Source organism: Halioglobus maricola (assembly GCF_009388985.1).
In the GTDB taxonomy this organism is placed as follows: domain Bacteria; phylum Pseudomonadota; class Gammaproteobacteria; order Pseudomonadales; family Halieaceae; genus Halioglobus; species Halioglobus maricola.
The window spans coordinates 2276068-2293303 of record NZ_CP036422.1 but is presented as its reverse complement, the minus strand read 5'-3'; the positions used below and the strand labels follow the sequence as shown (position 1 = coordinate 2293303).

Sequence of the window (17236 nt, the reverse complement as noted above, 5' to 3'; positions counted from 1 at the left end):
GCAGCGAGGCCAATTTGCATGGTCTAACTGCTCAAGGGGCTGGTAGACTCAGGCGGCTTTCTGGTAGCGGAATAGATATGGCAAAGCTGACACATATAAATGATCAAGGCACAGCCCACATGGTCGATGTGGGGGACAAGCAGGAGACCCAGCGCGTCGCGGTGGCCACGGGCCGCGTTTTAATGACCCAGGAGACCCTGCAGCTGTTGCGCGAGAACGGTTTCAAGAAAGGCGATGTCCTTGGGGTAGCCCGGATAGCCGGCATTCAGGCCGCCAAAAAGTGCTCCGACCTGATTCCACTGTGCCACCCGCTGATGCTGAATTCCGTCGAGCTTGATTTTGGGATTGATGAGCCCGCCGGTGCGGTCACGATCGAAGGCCGTTGCAAGGTTTCCGGCAAGACAGGGGTGGAGATGGAAGCGCTTACCGCTGTCTCTGTTGCTGCACTCACAATTTACGATATGTGCAAGGCCGTGGACAAGGCGATGGTGATCGAACAGGTTTGCCTGCAGCAAAAACAGGGTGGGAAGTCTGGCGACTGGAGCAGGCAGGATGATTAAGGTGCTGTTTTTCGGCCAGGTACGCGAACTTCTTGGCTGTGACGAGAAGCGGATTCCCTTCGATAGCGCAAGCGCCGACCTGGATGGTCTGCAAGCGGTGCTCTGTGCAGACGGTGGTGATGCCTGGCGCGAGGTGTTGCAACAGGAGAACATGATACGCGCGGTAAATCAGGAAGTTGCGAGCGGCAATCCACCACTGACTGATGGCGATGAGGTTGCATTTTTTCCTCCTGTGACCGGAGGCTGACGGCATGCCCGTATTGCACACTGCGGTTCAGGTAGAGGATTTTGATGTCGACCAATTACAGTCACGGTTGCTGCAGGGTGGCTGCGAGGAAGGTGCTGTAGCGACGTTTACCGGCTATGTGCGTTCCACCAATGTGGAGCGCGATGTATATTCAATGGAGCTTGAACACTACCCTGGAATGACCGAGAAATGTATCGATACGATTCTGGCGCAGGCGTGTAAGCGCTGGCCAGTGCTTGCGGCGACAGTGGTGCACCGGGTAGGCAAGCTCAAGCCGGGCGAGAAAATCGTCTGGGTGGGCGTGAGCTCATCGCATCGCGAGGCATCCTTTGCCGCCTGTGAATTTGTCATGGACTATTTAAAAACCCGGGCGCCATTCTGGAAGCGCGAGCTCGGGCCAGAGGGCGCTCGCTGGGTAGAAGCGCGATCCAGCGACGATCAGCGGGCGAGCCGCTGGTAACCGAAACAGGGGATGCGGGCCATCGGTCTATGCGTTCCAATAGATAATGTAAGAATAATCGCAATATAAGAGGAACAGGGGATGAGCCTGGACGGAAGAGAATTAAGAAACGCGCTGGGGCGTTTCGCCACGGGCGTAACCGTGATCACAACCCACAATGCGCAAGGCGAAGCAGTAGGCATGACGGCCAACTCCTTTTCCTCTGTTTCGCTCGACCCCGCGCTGGTGTTGTGGTGTCTGCAGAACAATTCGGATATGTACGAGACCTTCGCATCGCCCACGAGCTTCGCAATCAATGTTCTGGCTCTCGAGCAGGAAGAGATCTCAAACTTTTATGCCAAGAAGGGTGATCACCTTATGGATCCCGCCCATTTCAGCATCGGTCGCAACGGCGCTCCATTGCTGAGGAATGCGCTGGTGAGTTTCGAGTGCACCCTGGATGCCGCTCACGAGGGCGGTGATCATCTGATCATTGTCGGCAAGGTAGAGGATATGGTGAGTCGTCCGACAGGCCAGCCCCTGTTGTTCCACTCAGGTCGTTACGCCGAGATACGCTGATCCCTCGCAGCGGTCCGGCATAAGCTCTATACTGCTCGGCTGTTCTCAATGGCATCAGCGGAGCGGTGGCCTTAAACATGAATTTTTGCACCAGTTGCGGCAGCGAAGTTGCACTCAGGATTCCTCAGGGAGATGATCGAGAGCGCTTTGTCTGCGTAAGCTGTGAAACTATCCACTACGTAAATCCGAGAGTCATCGTTGGCTGCGTGCCGGTCTACGAGGACAAGGTATTGCTGTGTAAGCGCGCGATTGAGCCGCGCTACGGCTACTGGACCCTGCCTGCTGGCTTTATGGAAAATGGGGAAACCACGCCCGAAGGTGCCGCGCGCGAAACCTGGGAGGAAGCTGAAGCCCGGGTTAGCCAGCTGGAACTCTATCGTATTTTCGATGTGCCCTATATCAGCCAGGTCTACATGTTTTATCGCTGTGAAATTGATGATGGCCAGTTCGGCGTGGGGCCGGAGAGTCTCGAGTCCGCACTTTACCGAGAGGAAGACATTCCCTGGGACGAGATTGCATTTCCGCCAGTGAAAGAAACGCTGCGAGAGTATTTTAAAGACGCGGCCGAGGGCCGTTTCCCCGTGCGTGTATCGGCTATCGAATACAAGCGACGAATCAAGGAGTAAATGATGGCATTTCCCAAGATAGGCAATATTGCCCCGGCGTTCACCTTGCTGGATCAGGACGGTAACAAGGTCACGTTAAAGCAGTTTCGTGGTGAGAAAAATGTGGTGCTCTACTTCTATCCCAAAGCCATGACCCCGGGATGCACTGTGCAGGCTTGTGGCATTCGAGACAGCAAGAAGGCACTGGCAAAGCTGGATACTGTTGTGCTCGGCGTCAGTCCTGACGCGGTGGCACGGCTGGGACGTTTTATTGAAAAGCAGGACCTCAATTTCACCTTGTTATCGGATGAGGATCACGCGATAACTGAGAAATATGGCGCCTGGGGCCTGAAGAAATTTATGGGCCGTGAATTCATGGGTGTACTGCGCACCAGCTTTATCATCGGTAAAGATGGTCGTCTCAAGCATGTAATGGACAAGGTTAAAACCAAGACTCACCACGATGATGTGATCGCCCTTATCGAAGAACTCGGCTTGTAAGCCAGACCAGATGCTGACTTATCCCCACGATACACCCCCTGAGCACGGCACACTGCGTGAAGTAGCCCCCGGAATTCATTGGCTGCAAATGCCCTTGCCGATGGCTCTGGACCATATCAACCTGTACATGCTTGAGGATGACGATGGTTGGTGGATAGTCGATTCCGGCATGGCCCTTGGTCCCACCGAGGAGTTGTGGGAAAAGATATTTGCCCAACACCTGGGCGGTAAACCCATCAAGGCGGTGATCGCAACGCACTGGCACCCCGATCATACAGGGATGGCTGGCTGGCTTTGTGACCGCTGGCGAGTGCCGTTCTATGCAACACAGGGTGAGTATCTCACCGGGCTTGTCTATACCCGGGCAGCCCCCGAACACTTCGGCTGGACCAATGAGCAGCACCAGATCCGCTCGGGTCGGGGTGAGGAGGGCGTTGCAGCCTCGCGCAAGAGTATGGGCGGAGCCGGAAGGATCACCCGGCCCTTACCCACCTCATATCAGCGCCTGGAAGAGGGTAGTCGCTTTACGATCAATGGGCAGCGCTGGCGTGTTGTTGTTGGCTCGGGCCATTCGCCGGAACATGCCTGTCTGTATTGTGAATCGCTCAATGTACTGATTTCAGGCGATCAGGTGATCCCGAGGATTACCTCAAATATCAGCGTATCAGGCATCGAGCCGGAGGGAAATCCGTTGCGCGAGTGGCTGCAGTCGCACGAGCGCTTCCTCGAGGTGTTACCAGACGACGCGCTGGTATTGCCGGCTCACAATTTGCCCTTTTATGGCTTGCACCATCGCCTGCGTCACCTCATTGAACACCATGAAGACCATTTGATCGCACTGGAGGAGGCCTGTTTACAAGCGTCCTGTACTGCGGTGGAGTTGTTGCCTGTGTTGTTCAAGCGTGAGCTTGACGACAATCAGATCGGGCTGGCACTGGGTGAGTGTGTTGCGCATCTCAACTACCTGCTCCATCGCGGCCAGATAGCACGCACTGTTGATAGCGAAGGCTGTTACCGCTATCGGTCAGTCGATGACACCTTGCCGATGCGCTTGCGCAAGCGAAATCACGAGGCCGATGTGGAAGTCCCGTTCCAGGTGTAACGGCCTCACGGTTTATTCAAAAACACAACTTAAACGGCCGATGAGGTCACCCGTGGCGGCGACTAGATGGTCTAAACTAATCACTATTAGTTCATAGCTCGTAGCTGTAAATCCTTGAGGAGTACTAACGTGACCGGTTGCCCCCACTTTAATCTGACCGAACCTGAAACCTTCCAGGGAGGCCTGCCCCGGGATACTTTCCGCTATTTGCGCAATGACGAGCCCGTCTACTGGCATGAGGGTGCCGAGGGTGCCAGTGGTTACTGGGTTATCAGCCGTCAGCAAGAGCTTGATTACGTGTCTAAACACCCGGAACTCTTTTCCTCTGCCGAGCAATCCTGCCTGCTCAATGAGATGGAGGAAGAGCAATTGGCCATGGTGCGCACGCAACTCATTAACATGGACCCGCCGCAGCACCTGAAATATCGGCGTCTTGTGCGCCAGGCATTTACCCCCAAAATGGTAGATAGCTACGAGGAACGCTTTCGCGAAATCGCGAGACAGCTGGTCGACGCTGCTGTCGAGGGCGGCCGCTGTGAGTTCGTGCAGGATGTTGCAGTTGATCTCCCGCTGGTAGCCATTTGCGAAATCATGGGTGTGCCGCTAGAGCGACGCCAGCGGCTGTTTGAGTTGACCAATATCATGCTGGGCATGGACGACCCCGATCTGTCGACGTCTGAAGAGGATGGCCTCAATGCAGCTATGGAAATGTTCATGCTGGCTATGGACATTGCTGCTGAGCACCGGTCGAACCCGCGCAATGACATCGTCAACGTTCTGCTCAATGGCACAGTGGAGGACGAGCCACTGTCCGACGAAGATTTCTGCAACTTCTTTTTGCTGTTGATCGTTGCCGGCAATGAGACTACCCGCACCGTTACCAGCCACGGCATGCGTCTGCTGATGGAACATCCTGACCAGTACCAGGCGCTGGTGGATAAGCCTGAGTTGATCGATGACGCCATCGAAGAATTTCTGCGTTACAACCCAGCGGTTATCGCCTTTAATCGGACCGCTATGGAGGATGTCGTATTGGCCGATGTCCAGATCAAGAAGGGCGACAGGGTGCACTTGTTCTATGGCTCCGCCAGCTCGGATGAAACCGTATTCTCAGAGCCAGACACCTTCGATATCACCCGCAATCAGCGTGAAGATGTCCGCAACGAGCACCGCGCCTTTGGTATCGGACAACACTTCTGTCTGGGATCCCACCTGGCAAGACTTGAATTGCGGGTCATTTTCGAGGAAATTACCCGGCGTATTCGCAATCCGCGCTTCGACGGCGATGTGCAGTGGCTCCGCTCAAATTTCATCAGTGGAATCAAGGCAATGCCGATAACATTCGAGGTCGCTGACATTTGATTTCAGGGGAGATTCAGCAGCATGAGTGACGACTGTATTTTTTGTGACATTGTCGCGGAGAAGGCACCCTGCTATCCGGTGCATGAGACACGTTATACGCGCACGTTTCTCGATTTATTTCCCGCGGCCCCAGGCCACTGCCTTATTGTCACACGGCGTCATTTCGACGACATCTTCAGCGCCACGCCCGACGCTATCGGTATGGTGGGGCACGTTTCTACCCTGATAGCCCATGCGGTGCGTGAAGAGCTGCAATGTGACGGTGTAGGGATCTACCAGCTCAATGGCGCTGCTGCCGGGCAAACTGTTTTTCATTACCATATGCACGTCATCCCGCGCTGGAACGGCGAGGAGCTGGATATTCACGCACGCTCCCCAGGCGTGCCCGAGGAGCTGGAGGCTATGGCTGCCAGGCTCAATAAGCGTGCCTATTCCATGCGCGTGGACGAATGAGAGGAGATAACAAGTGCTGACGCAGCAGGAAATTTCGGACCGGTTTGAAATACAGGATCTCGTGTTTCACTACGCTGACCTGATCGATCAGAAGCGAATTGAGGAGCTGCGTGATGCAGTGTTTACCGCAGACGCGCACATAGATTACTCCGCAGTGGGGGGCAGCGTAGGCGATTTGGATGCGACACTGGAATTTCTCAAGTCATCACTGACGGATGCACTGTTCCCCAACTCGCAGCATCTGAATGCGAATCTCCAGATTCAAGTCGACGGCGACTCAGCCACGGGCAGAATCATGTGCTTCAATCCGATGGAGATGACCCTGTCTGATACCGAGAGCCAGACGTATTTTCTGGGCATTTGGTATGTGGACGAATATCGCCGCACGGAAAACGGTTGGCGTATCTGTAGCCGGCGCGAAGAAAAGAGTTGGGTGTTCAACGCACCTGAGTTTATGAATTTCTAGCGCGGTTCATCGGCTGCCCAGGATTCGGGCAGGTATTCCAATTCCAGCATTTGCACGACGCGTCTCAGCTGGTCTTCGAGGTGCTCGAGCTCCTCTGTGCCCACTTTCTCGCGGTACTCCTGCTGTATCTGGTCAACAACTTTCAGACTGTCTTCAGCGAGTTGGATACCTTTATCCGTGAGGCGGATTTCCTTGGCGCGCTTGTCGCCGGAATCAATGTCGCGAGCAATGAAGCCCAGACGCTCTAGTTCCTTGAGCATTTTACCCATGGCCTGCTGGGTAACCTGCGCCCTGGCTGCCAGGTCGGAAACGCGCACTGAACCGAGGCCCAGATTGGCGAAAACCTGTACATGGGCAGGGCGAATTTCGGGATAGCCGCGTTCGTTCAGCTGACGCCATATGCGCCGTTCAAAGTCCCTGCTGAACTCGCGCAGCAGGCGGGGAAGGTTGTTGGAGAGACGATATGCGATATCCCTGTTGGCCTCTGCCGTAGACTTGGTCACTGTGGTCTCCACGGAGGGGCCGTCCTGCCTCCGTAATTGTTATTGTAGCCCCCAGTTTAGCGCAGATTTAGAAGCTCGCTCGCGGTCCCGGAATGTAAAACTGTGGACTCGGCCACAAAATTGAATACTGGCCGCCGTGCGCGTTACACTTCGCGACCTTATCGTCAGGAGCATTACATTGGCCAAGATTATTACAGTTAACACCAACGGCATTCGCGCTGCGGCACGCAAGGGCTTTTTTGACTGGCTGCCACAACAGGATGCGGATGTCGTCTGTATCCAGGAGACCAAGGCTCAGGTCGATCAGTTAAGTGACCCTGTGTTTCATCCCGAGGGATACCACTGTTATTACAATGATGCTGTCAAAAAGGGCTATAGCGGTACTGCGATCTACAGCCGGGTAAAACCGCGCAAGATCACGACCAGCCTTGGCTGGGATCCAGCTGATTCTGAGGGTCGTTATCTGCAGGCGGATTACGATGGCCTGAGCGTCATCTCGCTGTACCTGCCGTCCGGTTCAAGTAGTGAAGAGGCCCAGGCGAAGAAGTTCAGGTTCCTCGACCTGTTTCTCGAGCATCTCAAGGGGCTCAGGCGCAAGCGTCGAGAGTTTGTTGTCTGTGCTGACTGGAATATCTGCCACAGGGAAATCGATCTCAAAAACTGGAAACCCAATCAGAAAAATTCCGGTTTTTTGCCTGAGGAGCGCGCGTGGCTGGACACTTTGTTCGACGAGGTGGGTTATATCGACTCCTTCCGCTTGGTTAATTCGGAACCAGAACAGTACACCTGGTGGTCAAATCGAGGTCAGGCCTGGGCCAAGAACGTAGGATGGCGGCTGGATTACCAGGTGATTACGCCAAAACTGGGCGACAAGGTTGTGGCCGCCGATATCTACAAGGACGAGCGGTTCTCAGACCACGCGCCGCAAATCATGGAATACGACTTCGAGATCACCGGCTAAGCTCCGGCTTCATTGCGAGGGCTGCGGAAACCGAGTACATTAGCCCAGCTCCACGCTTCCCTAAAGAAGTGAACTAGAAAACAGGAAATTATCGAATGAGTTTGTTTATTGCCAGCGCCCACGCCCAGACAGCCGGCGGCCAAGCCCCAGCGGGTGGCGAATTGTTCCAGATCGGCTTCCTTGTGTTGCTGTTTGTATTGTTCTACTTCATCGCGATCCGCCCCCAGCGCAAGCGTCAGAAAGAGCACACCGAGATGGTGTCAGCGCTTTCCAAGGGGGACGAGGTTGTCACCAGTTCCGGTATTCTTGGCAAAGTGACTTCCCTGGACGATAACTACATGGTGTTGAATGTTGCCAATAATGTAGAGATGAAGTTCCAGCGGATTCACGTTCACGCCGTACTGCCCAAGGGCACATTGAAGTCCATCGGTTAAACCTGCCGGGCCAGGCACATGCTGCAATATCCTCGCAAAAATGACCTGGCCCAGATTCCCACGCCACTGCTACCACTTGATCGCGCCAGCGAACGCTGGGGATGCGGACATCGCCTCTGGGTCAAGCGCGACGACCTGACGGGTAGTGCCCTCAGTGGCAACAAGGTTCGCAAGCTCGAATACATCACGGCCCACGCCCAGGATCACGGGTTCGATACCCTGATTACCTGTGGTGGTATCCAGAGTAACCACTGTCGTGCCACCGCGTTCGCCGGCGCACAGCTGGGATTGAGCGTTCACCTGATTTTGCGCGGGCTGGAAGAAGGTCCACGCGACGGCAACTTGTTGCTGGACCATCTCGCGGGTGCCACGGTCAATTGCTATTCCACCCGAGAATATGTCGAGGGCCTGGACGGATTGTTCGAGCAGTGGCAGGCACACTATGCAGCGCTCGGTCGCAAAGCGCTGGCGATCCCCACGGGAGGTAGCGACGGCATTGGCTTGTGGGGGTATATAGCTGCCTGTGAGGAACTTAAGGCGGATTTCGGCCACGCGAATATTGAGCGCGCGCATATTGTGACCGCCACCGGGTCAGGCGGAACGCAGGCGGGCCTGACTCTCGGCGCAGCACTTCACCAACTGCCCGCTGATGTCTGGGGCGTTAACGTCTGCGATGATGAGCAGTACTTTATCGATAAGGTGGCTGCTGACATCGCGCACTGGCATTCGCTCTACCCCGAGGCGCCGGCAGTTGACTACGCCACTCGGGTGCTGGACGGCTATGTCGGTCCCGGTTACGGCAAAGCGGGCGCGGAGGTTTTCGACCTGATTGCACAGCTCGCGGCGCTGGAGGGTATTGTTCTGGACCCCGTGTACACGGGTAAGGCGTTTCGCGGCATGCTGGATGAAATCGCAGCAGGTCGCTTTACCGGGTGTCAGGACATTGTGTTTATGCACACGGGTGGAATTTTTGGGGTATTTCCCCAAGCAGAAGGCTTCCGCTGGTAGACTCCATAGTTAATGACAGATAAAAACTCCTGAAATCAAGGTGGTGGGGACATGGTTGAGCTGATCAATACAGTTAACGGATGGGCATGGGGTCCGGTCACCCTGGTGCTGCTGTTGGGTACGGGTATTTACCTCACCGCAGGCCTCAAGCTCGCGACATTACGCAAAATTCCCGCCGCAATTGCATTACTGCTCAAGGGTCGCAAGGGCGAAGGGGAGGGCGATATCTCGCCATTCAGCGCCCTGATGACATCGCTCTCAGCCACCATCGGCACTGGCAATATCGCCGGTGTGGCAACGGCGGTCGCACTCGGCGGCCCTGGCGCGCTGTTCTGGATGTGGATCACTGCACTGGTTGGCATGGCCACCAAATTCGCAGAGGCGGTGTGTGCGGTGCATTTTCGTGAGCAGGATGACAAGGGTAACTTTAGCGGCGGCCCGATGTATTACATCAAGAATGGTCTGCACAAGCGCTGGCACTGGCTGGCCTATGCCTTCGCGTTGTTCGGTTCGCTCGCTGGTTTTGGCATTGCCAACACCGTCCAGTCAAACTCAGTCTCCCAGGTATTGAGTGACGCGTTCAGCATTCCACCCCTGGCCACTGGCCTGGTGTTGATGGTGCTTGTAGGCGCGGTGGTGCTCGGCGGCATTAAGCGGATATCAAGTGTTGCAAGCCTGCTGGTTCCGATGATGGCGCTCGCGTATATCCTGCTCAGTTTGATCGTAATTCTGATGAACATAACGGCAGTCCCTGGCGCCATCGCCACGATCGTAGACAGTGCTTTGACAGGTTCTGCCGCCGCTGGTGGTTTCGCGGGAGCGACGGTCTGGGCGGCCTTGCGCTTCGGTGTAGCCCGGGGCATTTTCTCCAATGAAGCCGGCCTCGGCAGCGCACCTATTGCCCACGCTGCGGCCAAGACCAATCAGCCCGTTGAACAGGGTATGATTGCCATGCTCGGTACGTTTATCGACACGCTGATCGTATGCACCATGACGGGGCTGGTCATCGTTATCATGGATGTATTGCCTACCGGAATTTCTGGCGCCAGCCTGACCTCCCTGGCCTTCGGTAATGCTTTCCCTGGTGGGGAATACATCGTCACGCTCGGCCTGTGTTTGTTCGCTTTTACCACGATGATTGGCTGGTCTTTTTACGGCGAGCGCTGCGTGGTCTTCCTGTTCGGCACCCGCGGGATTCTCCCATTTCGAATCCTCTGGGTCGTCGCAATTCCGGTTGGTACCGTCGTGCAACTAGACCTGGTCTGGTTGATTGCTGATACCTTGAATGCGTTCATGGCGATTCCCAATCTGGTGGCCCTGCTGTTACTCGGTCCGCTGGTGTTCAAGCTCACCCGCGATTACTTCAACCGCCGTCCATAGACCGGGCGGCCTTGTTCAGGATCAATGGCCCAGCGGCGAATTTCTGTTTTCATAAGCTGTGTCTGATAGCGCAGGTGCTGATGGGAGGGCATAGCTATGACTGAGGTTGTTTCCAGTGTCGAGGAGTGTGTCGATCGCGCGATTGCCTGTGTGGGCAAAAACATTGTGCTTGGCGCACCGTTGGGTCTGGGTAAGCCGGTACAGTTGATCAATGCCTTCTATCGGAGGGCCTTGGTCGATCAAAGCCTTTCCCTGCATATCTATACAGCGCTGTGTCTCGAAGTGCCCAAGCCTGGCAGCCACATTGAAGAGGGGCTGGCTGGCCCGATAATGGCGCGTATCTTTGGCGACTACGAAGAGCTTGAGTTTATGGCTCCCCTGCGCCGCGGGGAATTGCCGGATAACGTGAGCGTAACCGAGCTGTATTTCAAAGCCGGTTCTATGAAAAATGTCCCCGTGGCTCAACAAAACTACATTTCCAGCAATTACACCCACATTGGACGGGATATGCTTGGTGCGGGGGTCAACGTCATGGCCCAAATGGTCGCCGAGCGTGATGTGGATGGGGATCATTCCCTCAGCTTGTCCAGCAATCCTGATGTAACGCTGGAGATGTTTGACAGTGTGTCCGAGCTCGACCGGGAGGTGTTTTTTGCCGCCCAGGTGCACGCTGATATGCCATTTATGGAGCACGACGCCGAGGTAAGTCCTTCACGCTTCGATTGCATCGTGCGCAACCCATCTTATGACCGTATGTTGTTTGCAGTGCCCAATGCGGCGGTACCGCTGCAGGACTATGCCACGGCGATACATGCCAGCTCCCTGGTGTGCGATGGTGGTACGCTGCAAATTGGTATTGGCTCACTGGGTGACGCGGTGGCTCAGGCCTGCATTGTCCGTCACCGTGACAACCAGGCCTATCGCAATGTGCTTGAGGCCGTAACACAGGTGCCTGATAGCCCGGCCGGCGAGCCTACCGAGTTTGTCGAAGGGCTTTATGTTTCTACTGAAATGTTCGTCAACGGCATGATGCAACTCGTTGAGGCCGGTGTGGTAAAGCGCAAGGTCTATGATCATCTGGTGTTGCAGCGGGGCCTCAATGAGGGCGCTGTTAGCGAAGCGGTGGATGCGCCTATGTACGACTTTCTGCGTGCACAGGGAACTTTGCCTCGGATGCTGGACTCATCGAGCCTGGACGAGCTGCAGCACTGGGGTGTCCTGCCTGCCGAGCTGGCGGTCACAGAGACAGGGCTGGTTTTGCACGCGCAGCAGCTAGCGAATGATCTGGATGATGCAGCAACTCGAGCGGCGCTGCTCGATGCCTCCGCGGGCAATACGCTGCAACACGGCCGCATCCTCCACGGCGGCTTCTTTCTTGGACCGCGCGACTTTTATCGCAAGTTGCGTGAGCTTTCACCTGAGCTACAGGCTTCGATCTGTATGACAGGTGTGCGGCGCACTAACCAACTGCTGCTGGATTACCCGCTTTATAGCGCACAGCGCCGCGACGCCCGTTTCATCAATACCGGCATGATTGCCTCTCTAAATGGCGCGGTTGCCTCTGACGCACTCGAAGACGGCACGGTTATCAGCGGGGTGGGCGGGCAGTACAATTTTGTCGCCATGGCACATGATTTGCCCGGTGCGCGTTCGGTCCTCTGTATTCGCAGTACCCGCGGCCAGGGCAAGACCCTGAAATCCAATATCGTCAATTTCTACGGCTATACGACGATACCCAAGCACCTCCGGGATATTATCGTTACTGAGTATGGCGTAGCGGACCTGCGCGGCCAGAGTGATGCTGAAGTGATCAAGCGTATGATCAATATTGCCGATTCGCGGTTTCAGGAGCAGCTGCTCGAATACGCCAAGAGCCACGGCAAGCTCCCGCACGACTACCGTATTCCTCAGGAAGCGCGCAACAACACGCCTGAGCGGATTAAAGCAGTACTGCAGCCGCATATGGACTCTGGCCTGCTGCCCGCATACCCCTTTGGTACCGAGCTTACAGAACAGGAAATTGCTCTGGCCGCCAGCCTGCGCAAGATCAAGGCGCTCAGTGAAGAGCCGACCCACTTTGTTTCCTCAGCATTCAAGGCACTGTTGCACCATGGTGACGAGGACGCGGCACGCCCGCTACTGGAGCGCGTGCATCTGGATCACCCCGAGACTCCCAAGGAGTTCCTGTTACAACAGTTGCTGATGATGGAACTGGAGGAGAGGGGGTTGCTCAAGGTCAGCTGAGCTTGGCTGGCGCAGTGCAACGCATACCGGTATGCTTTTGCGCATGCCTTCTACACTTGACGACAAACTGGTTATCGCGATCTCCTCGCGGGCACTGTTCAACCTGGACGAGAGTCACCAGGTGTATAAAGAGCAGGGTCTGGATGCCTATTCCGCCTACCAGGTGCAGCGTGAGGAGGAGCCACTGGAACCAGGCGAAGCTTTTCCGTTGGTCCACAAGCTGCTGCGGCTGAATGAATTACTAGGCGGTGAGCAGCAGGTTGAAGTTGTGCTGCTTTCGCGCAACAGCGCCGACACTGGTTTGCGCGTGTTCAATTCGATCAAGCACTACGACCTTTCGATTTCCCGCGCTGCCTTCTGTGGCGGTGAGAGCCCGTGGCGTTATATCAACGCTTTTGGTTGCCAGCTGTTCTTGTCCAGCGAGGCTGAGGATGTGCGCTACGCGCTTGATTGTGGTGTTGCCGCAGCGACCCTGGTGTCGAACAAGCGCGGCAGTGGGCAGGATGGTGACCAGTTGCGTTTCGCTTTCGACGGCGATGCTGTGGTTTTTTCTGACGAAGCGGAGCAGGTCTACAAAAGTGAAGGGCTAGACGCATTTACCGCGAGCGAAGTTGCCGCGGCAAAACAGCCTCTGGCGGGTGGCCCCTTCAAACCCTTCCTGGCCGCACTGCATCGCTTGCAGCAGGCTTTCCCTGCCACTGAGGCGCCCATTCGCACCGCCCTGGTGACGGCGCGTTCAGCGCCAGCACATGAGCGGGTAATACGGACATTACGCGCATGGGACATCCGTATTGATGAGTCAATCTTCCTTGGTGGCCTTAACAAGACAGATTTTCTTAGAGCCTACCAGGCCGATGTTTTCTTCGATGATCAGCAGTCTCACTGCGAGTCTGCAAGCCCCCATATCGCCACCGGCCACGTCCCTCACGGTGTCGCTAATTCCTGAGCGCCATCGGCTGTAAGCCGCGAAAACGGTTATTCCATTTTAATTTGGCAAAACCGCCGGTTAATGGCTATTCTTCATAAGACTTGACGTTACGGAAGCTACGGAAGCTTCAACATCACGGGCTGGAAACGGCCGGAGGCAGAGATGAAGCTGCAGCAGCTGCGCTATATCTGGGAAGTCGCACATCATGATCTGAATGTGTCGGCCACTGCCCAGAGTCTGTATACCTCCCAGCCCGGAATCAGCAAACAGATCCGGCTGCTGGAAGACGAACTCGGTGTAGAGGTTTTCGCTCGTAGTGGCAAGCATCTTACCCATGTCACGCCTGCTGGCGAGGCTATTCTCGAAGCCGCAGGTGAAGTCCTGCGCAAAGTCGAAAGTATCAAGCAGGTCGCCCAGGAATACTCCAACGAGCGCAAGGGCAGTTTGTCGATCGCAACCACCCATACTCAGGCGCGCTATGCACTCCCTGCCACGATCAAAGCCTTTATAGAGCGCTACCCGGAGGTGTCCCTGCACATGCATCAGGGCACCCCGGTGCAGATTTCCGAGATGGCCGCTGATGGCACCGTCGATTTTGCCATCGCCACCGAGGCGCTGGAGCTCTACTCGGACCTGATCATGATGCCTTGCTACCGCTGGAACCGGTGTATTCTGGTGCCAAAAGGCCACCCTTTGACCCAGGTGTCCGAGCTGACGCTGGAAGATGTCGCCGAGCACCCCATAGTGACTTACGTGTTCGGCTTTACCGGCCGTTCCAAGCTGGACGAAGCCTTTCTGGAGCGGGGGTTGGTGCCGCGCGTCGTGTTTACCGCTGCTGATGCTGACGTGATCAAAACCTATGTACGTCTCGGCCTCGGAATAGGCATCGTGGCCGGCATGGCGCACGACGCCGAGATGGATCCGGACCTCGTGGCGCTGGATGCTGCTCATCTCTTCGCCAGTAGCATCACCAAGATTGGTTGCCGCAAGGGCACCTTCTTGCGTGGATACATGTACGAATTTATAGAGGATTTTGCGCCACATCTCACCCGCGATGTGGTCACCGAGGCCTTCTCCTGCAATTCCAAGGCAGAACTGGAAGAACTCTTCTCCCACCTCGAGCTCCCGGTCTACTGAAAATTCCCCTGGGGGCTTGTGCCGCTCAGTGGAGATGGTTAGATTGTTGCGCTCGTTCCCCGCTACTTAGGAGTTAGAACATTGGAACTGGCCTGCCTGGACCTGGAGGGTGTACTCGTCCCCGAAATCTGGATCGCATTTGCCGAGAAAACTGGCATCGAAGAGCTTCGCGCTACCACTCGCGATATTCCTGACTACAACGTCCTCATGAAACAGCGTCTGGGTATTCTCGACCAGCACGGCCTGAAGATTGACGACATCCAGGAGGTTATCGCCACGCTGGAGCCATTGCCGGATGCCATTGATTTCGTCAACTGGCTGCGCGAGCGCTTCCAGGTGATTATCCTTTCTGACACCTTCTACGAATTTTCTGAGCCACTGATGCGTCAGCTTGGCTGGCCTACGCTGTTCTGTCACCGGCTTGTCACCGATGCAGAGGGCAGGGTTGTCGACTACAAGCTGCGTCAGGAGGATCCCAAGCGCGCTTCCGTAAAGGCACTGCACAGTCTCAATTACCGGGTGATTGCTGCCGGCGATTCCTACAATGACACCACCATGCTCGGTGAGGCTGACGTGGGCATACTTATTCACGCGCCGCAAAATGTGAAAGACGAGTTTCCGCAGTTTCGGTCAGTGGAATCTCTGCAGGACCTCAGGGGCGCATTCCTCGATGCGTCCAACCGTGATCTAACGCTCTAGGAGAGGCCTTCCAGTGCAGTGAGGAACTTGCCGACCTTGTCAAAGGTTTCCTGATATTCCTGCTGCCACTGGGAGTCAGCGACGATACCGCCGCCGCCCCAGCAGCGAATCTTGCTTTCACTGCACAACAGGCTGCGGATGGCGATGTTGCTGTCCATGCGGCCGTCAGCGCTGATGTACATGAGGGATCCGCAATAGGCCTCGCGCGGGTGAGGTTCCAACTCGGCAATAATCTCCATGGCTCGCCGCTTGGGCGCTCCGGTAATAGACCCTCCAGGAAATGAGTCCCGCAAGAGTTGGTATGCGCTTCGCTCCGGTGCCAACTCACCGCTGATAGTGCTTACAAGGTGGTGAACGGTAGGAAAGCTCTGAACCTCGAACAGTTTATCCACGTAGATACTGCCAGGCACACAACTGCGACCGAGGTCGTTGCGCAACAGGTCAACGATCATCAGATTTTCCGCGCGGTCTTTTTCCGATCGGCGTAACTCTGCGGCGGCTAGCTGATCTGCTGCAGGGTCCTGGTAGCGGGGACGGGTGCCCTTGATAGGCGAGGTCTGGACGTGACTGCCATGCAGGGAGAGAAACCGCTCTGGTGAGAGGCACATCAGAGCGTCGTCATTGTCCAGAGACAGGTAACCGGAGAATGGGGCCGCAGCCAATTGACGCAACATCCTGTATGCCTGCCATGGGTCGCCTTCATAGCCGGCTTCAAACCGCTGGGCCAGATTGACCTGATAACAGTCTCCGGCGCTGATGTAGGCTTGAATGCGGTTGAATGCCTCTCGGTATTGCACGTCGCTCATGTTGGCTTCGAAATTCTCTTGCAGCCGAAAGCCGCCCGGAACGGTTGAGCGTCGCGAGCGCAAACGGCGCAACAGGTCACTTTGCTGTGTTCTGGATACCGCTGGTTGCGTGGCAAGCACAGCGCGCTGCAGTAGATGGTCCTGAACCACCGCCCAGTCGTAGGCGTAAAGACCTGCCCCTGAGTACTTTCCACTCGATCCCGATACCCTGTTCAGCGGGTTTCCCAGGTCGTAGCCCAGATAGCCGAGGAGGCCACCGCAAAAGGGCAAGTCGGGTGAGACGCCCTGGCTAGCCTCGAATCGGGATTGATGAAAGCGTCCCAGCTCATCGAAATAGTTCTCCCAGTGTGCGGTTTCTCCCTCTACGGGTGGTATCGGGGTGCCCGCAGTTGGATCTGCGACGAGAATGTCGTACCGGCCTGTTTGTGCATAGGGGTAACTCGAATCGAGGATGGCCGAACCTGGCAGGTCACGCAGCCGTTCGAACATCTGACAGCTGTCGGGTGAGTAGGGGATCTCTTCCAGTGAAACGGTTTTCAACATGGGTGTTCTTGCGGCCTTATGCGGGGCGTTCAGCGACTGACAAATGTTGACACCGACAACACAAGTTGCCAAATGAGCGTCAAAGTCTGTTTTGTTGTTCGCTATTGTAAACTAATGTCGTAAACAGCGTTGAACAGGTCAGTATTTGCAGTGAAAACATAGCCTTACGACATTCATCCAATTGACTTTAACGGCTTGCACACTTAATGTATGACGCCGAAATTCTGGTGGAAGTTGTGATTTCACAGTTCCCGCCTGTCACGTCTTGCATACAAAAAA

At 55.7% G+C, this 17236-nt stretch carries 20 protein-coding genes; 18 read left to right on the top strand and 2 right to left on the bottom strand.

Annotated features, from left to right (window positions below; genetic code table 11):
• The first annotated feature begins 77 nt into the window (after positions 1-77).
• The 10 genes from moaC to EY643_RS10300 all read left to right on the top strand — a co-directional run bounded on the left by moaC (position 78) and on the right by EY643_RS10300 (position 6314).
• A complete protein-coding gene (gene moaC, locus EY643_RS10345; protein WP_152662137.1) occupies positions 78-560 on the top strand; it encodes a cyclic pyranopterin monophosphate synthase MoaC in 483 nt (160 codons plus the stop codon).
• Positions 553-807, top strand: a complete 255-nt coding sequence (gene moaD, locus EY643_RS10340) for a molybdopterin converting factor subunit 1 (RefSeq protein ID WP_152662136.1) — start codon at positions 553-555, stop codon at positions 805-807. Before moaC ends, moaD begins: the two co-directional genes overlap by 8 nt.
• 4 nt (positions 808-811) lie before the next feature.
• Positions 812-1267: a molybdopterin synthase catalytic subunit MoaE gene (gene moaE / locus EY643_RS10335; RefSeq protein ID WP_152662135.1), complete on the top strand. Its 456-nt coding sequence runs from the start codon at positions 812-814 to the stop codon at positions 1265-1267.
• Positions 1268-1348: 81 nt separating this feature from the next.
• A complete protein-coding gene (locus tag EY643_RS10330) occupies positions 1349-1825 on the top strand; it encodes a flavin reductase family protein (RefSeq protein ID WP_152662134.1) in 477 nt (158 codons plus the stop codon).
• Positions 1826-1902: 77 nt separating this feature from the next.
• Positions 1903-2451, top strand: coding sequence for an NUDIX hydrolase (locus tag EY643_RS10325; protein ID WP_152662133.1), 549 nt, complete (start codon positions 1903-1905; stop codon positions 2449-2451).
• Positions 2452-2454: 3 nt separating this feature from the next.
• Positions 2455-2931, top strand: a complete 477-nt coding sequence (gene bcp / locus EY643_RS10320) for a thioredoxin-dependent thiol peroxidase (RefSeq protein WP_152662132.1) — start codon at positions 2455-2457, stop codon at positions 2929-2931.
• A 10-nt stretch (positions 2932-2941) separates the two neighbouring features.
• Complete coding sequence (locus EY643_RS10315) at positions 2942-4033, top strand: MBL fold metallo-hydrolase (RefSeq protein WP_152662131.1); 1092 nt, start codon at positions 2942-2944, stop codon at positions 4031-4033.
• Between the two features lie 129 nt (positions 4034-4162).
• Positions 4163-5395, top strand: a complete 1233-nt coding sequence (locus EY643_RS10310; RefSeq protein ID WP_152662130.1) for a cytochrome P450 — start codon at positions 4163-4165, stop codon at positions 5393-5395.
• A 21-nt stretch (positions 5396-5416) separates the two neighbouring features.
• Positions 5417-5848, top strand: a complete 432-nt coding sequence (locus tag EY643_RS10305) for an HIT family protein (RefSeq protein ID WP_152662129.1) — start codon at positions 5417-5419, stop codon at positions 5846-5848.
• A gap of 13 nt (positions 5849-5861) precedes the next feature.
• The gene (locus EY643_RS10300) at positions 5862-6314 is read left to right on the top strand and encodes a nuclear transport factor 2 family protein (RefSeq protein WP_152662128.1); all 453 of its coding nucleotides are present in this window, start codon (positions 5862-5864) and stop codon (positions 6312-6314) included.
• On the opposite strand, the gene EY643_RS10295 is transcribed toward EY643_RS10300, so the two are convergent.
• Positions 6311-6817 carry a MarR family winged helix-turn-helix transcriptional regulator gene (locus EY643_RS10295; protein WP_170287355.1) on the bottom strand — a complete coding sequence of 169 codons (507 nt, stop codon included), beginning with the start codon at positions 6815-6817 and terminating at the stop codon, positions 6311-6313. The genes EY643_RS10300 and EY643_RS10295 overlap by 4 nt on opposite strands.
• Positions 6818-6995: 178 nt before the next feature.
• Here EY643_RS10295 and EY643_RS10290 point away from each other — a divergent pair, with 178 nt between their 5' ends.
• The 8 genes from EY643_RS10290 to thrH all read left to right on the top strand — a co-directional run bounded on the left by EY643_RS10290 (position 6996) and on the right by thrH (position 15608).
• Positions 6996-7778: an exodeoxyribonuclease III gene (locus tag EY643_RS10290; protein ID WP_152662126.1), complete on the top strand. Its 783-nt coding sequence runs from the start codon at positions 6996-6998 to the stop codon at positions 7776-7778.
• A gap of 95 nt (positions 7779-7873) precedes the next feature.
• On the top strand, positions 7874-8212 hold the full coding sequence (yajC, locus tag EY643_RS10285) for a preprotein translocase subunit YajC (protein ID WP_152662125.1): 339 nt from the start codon (positions 7874-7876) through the stop codon (positions 8210-8212).
• An 18-nt stretch (positions 8213-8230) separates the two neighbouring features.
• Complete coding sequence (locus tag EY643_RS10280) at positions 8231-9220, top strand: 1-aminocyclopropane-1-carboxylate deaminase/D-cysteine desulfhydrase (RefSeq protein ID WP_152662124.1); 990 nt, start codon at positions 8231-8233, stop codon at positions 9218-9220.
• A 51-nt stretch (positions 9221-9271) separates the two neighbouring features.
• Complete coding sequence (locus EY643_RS10275) at positions 9272-10600, top strand: alanine/glycine:cation symporter family protein (protein ID WP_152662123.1); 1329 nt, start codon at positions 9272-9274, stop codon at positions 10598-10600.
• A 96-nt stretch (positions 10601-10696) separates the two neighbouring features.
• Positions 10697-12844 (top strand): acetyl-CoA hydrolase/transferase C-terminal domain-containing protein, encoded by a 2148-nt coding sequence (locus EY643_RS10270; protein WP_152662122.1) that lies wholly within the window; start codon positions 10697-10699, stop codon positions 12842-12844.
• 43 nt (positions 12845-12887) lie between these two features.
• Positions 12888-13790, top strand: coding sequence for a 5'-nucleotidase (locus tag EY643_RS10265; protein WP_152662121.1), 903 nt, complete (start codon positions 12888-12890; stop codon positions 13788-13790).
• Positions 13791-13934: 144 nt separating this feature from the next.
• Positions 13935-14909, top strand: a complete 975-nt coding sequence (gene cysB / locus EY643_RS10260) for an HTH-type transcriptional regulator CysB (RefSeq protein ID WP_152662120.1) — start codon at positions 13935-13937, stop codon at positions 14907-14909.
• An 81-nt stretch (positions 14910-14990) separates the two neighbouring features.
• Entirely contained in the window at positions 14991-15608 is a 618-nt protein-coding gene (gene thrH / locus EY643_RS10255; RefSeq protein ID WP_152662119.1) for a bifunctional phosphoserine phosphatase/homoserine phosphotransferase ThrH, read from the top strand.
• Here the strand turns inward: thrH and pabB are convergent.
• Positions 15605-16957 carry an aminodeoxychorismate synthase component I gene (gene pabB, locus EY643_RS10250; protein WP_170287354.1) on the bottom strand — a complete coding sequence of 451 codons (1353 nt, stop codon included), beginning with the start codon at positions 16955-16957 and terminating at the stop codon, positions 15605-15607. The genes thrH and pabB overlap by 4 nt on opposite strands.
• Between the last annotated feature and the right edge of the window lie 279 nt (positions 16958-17236).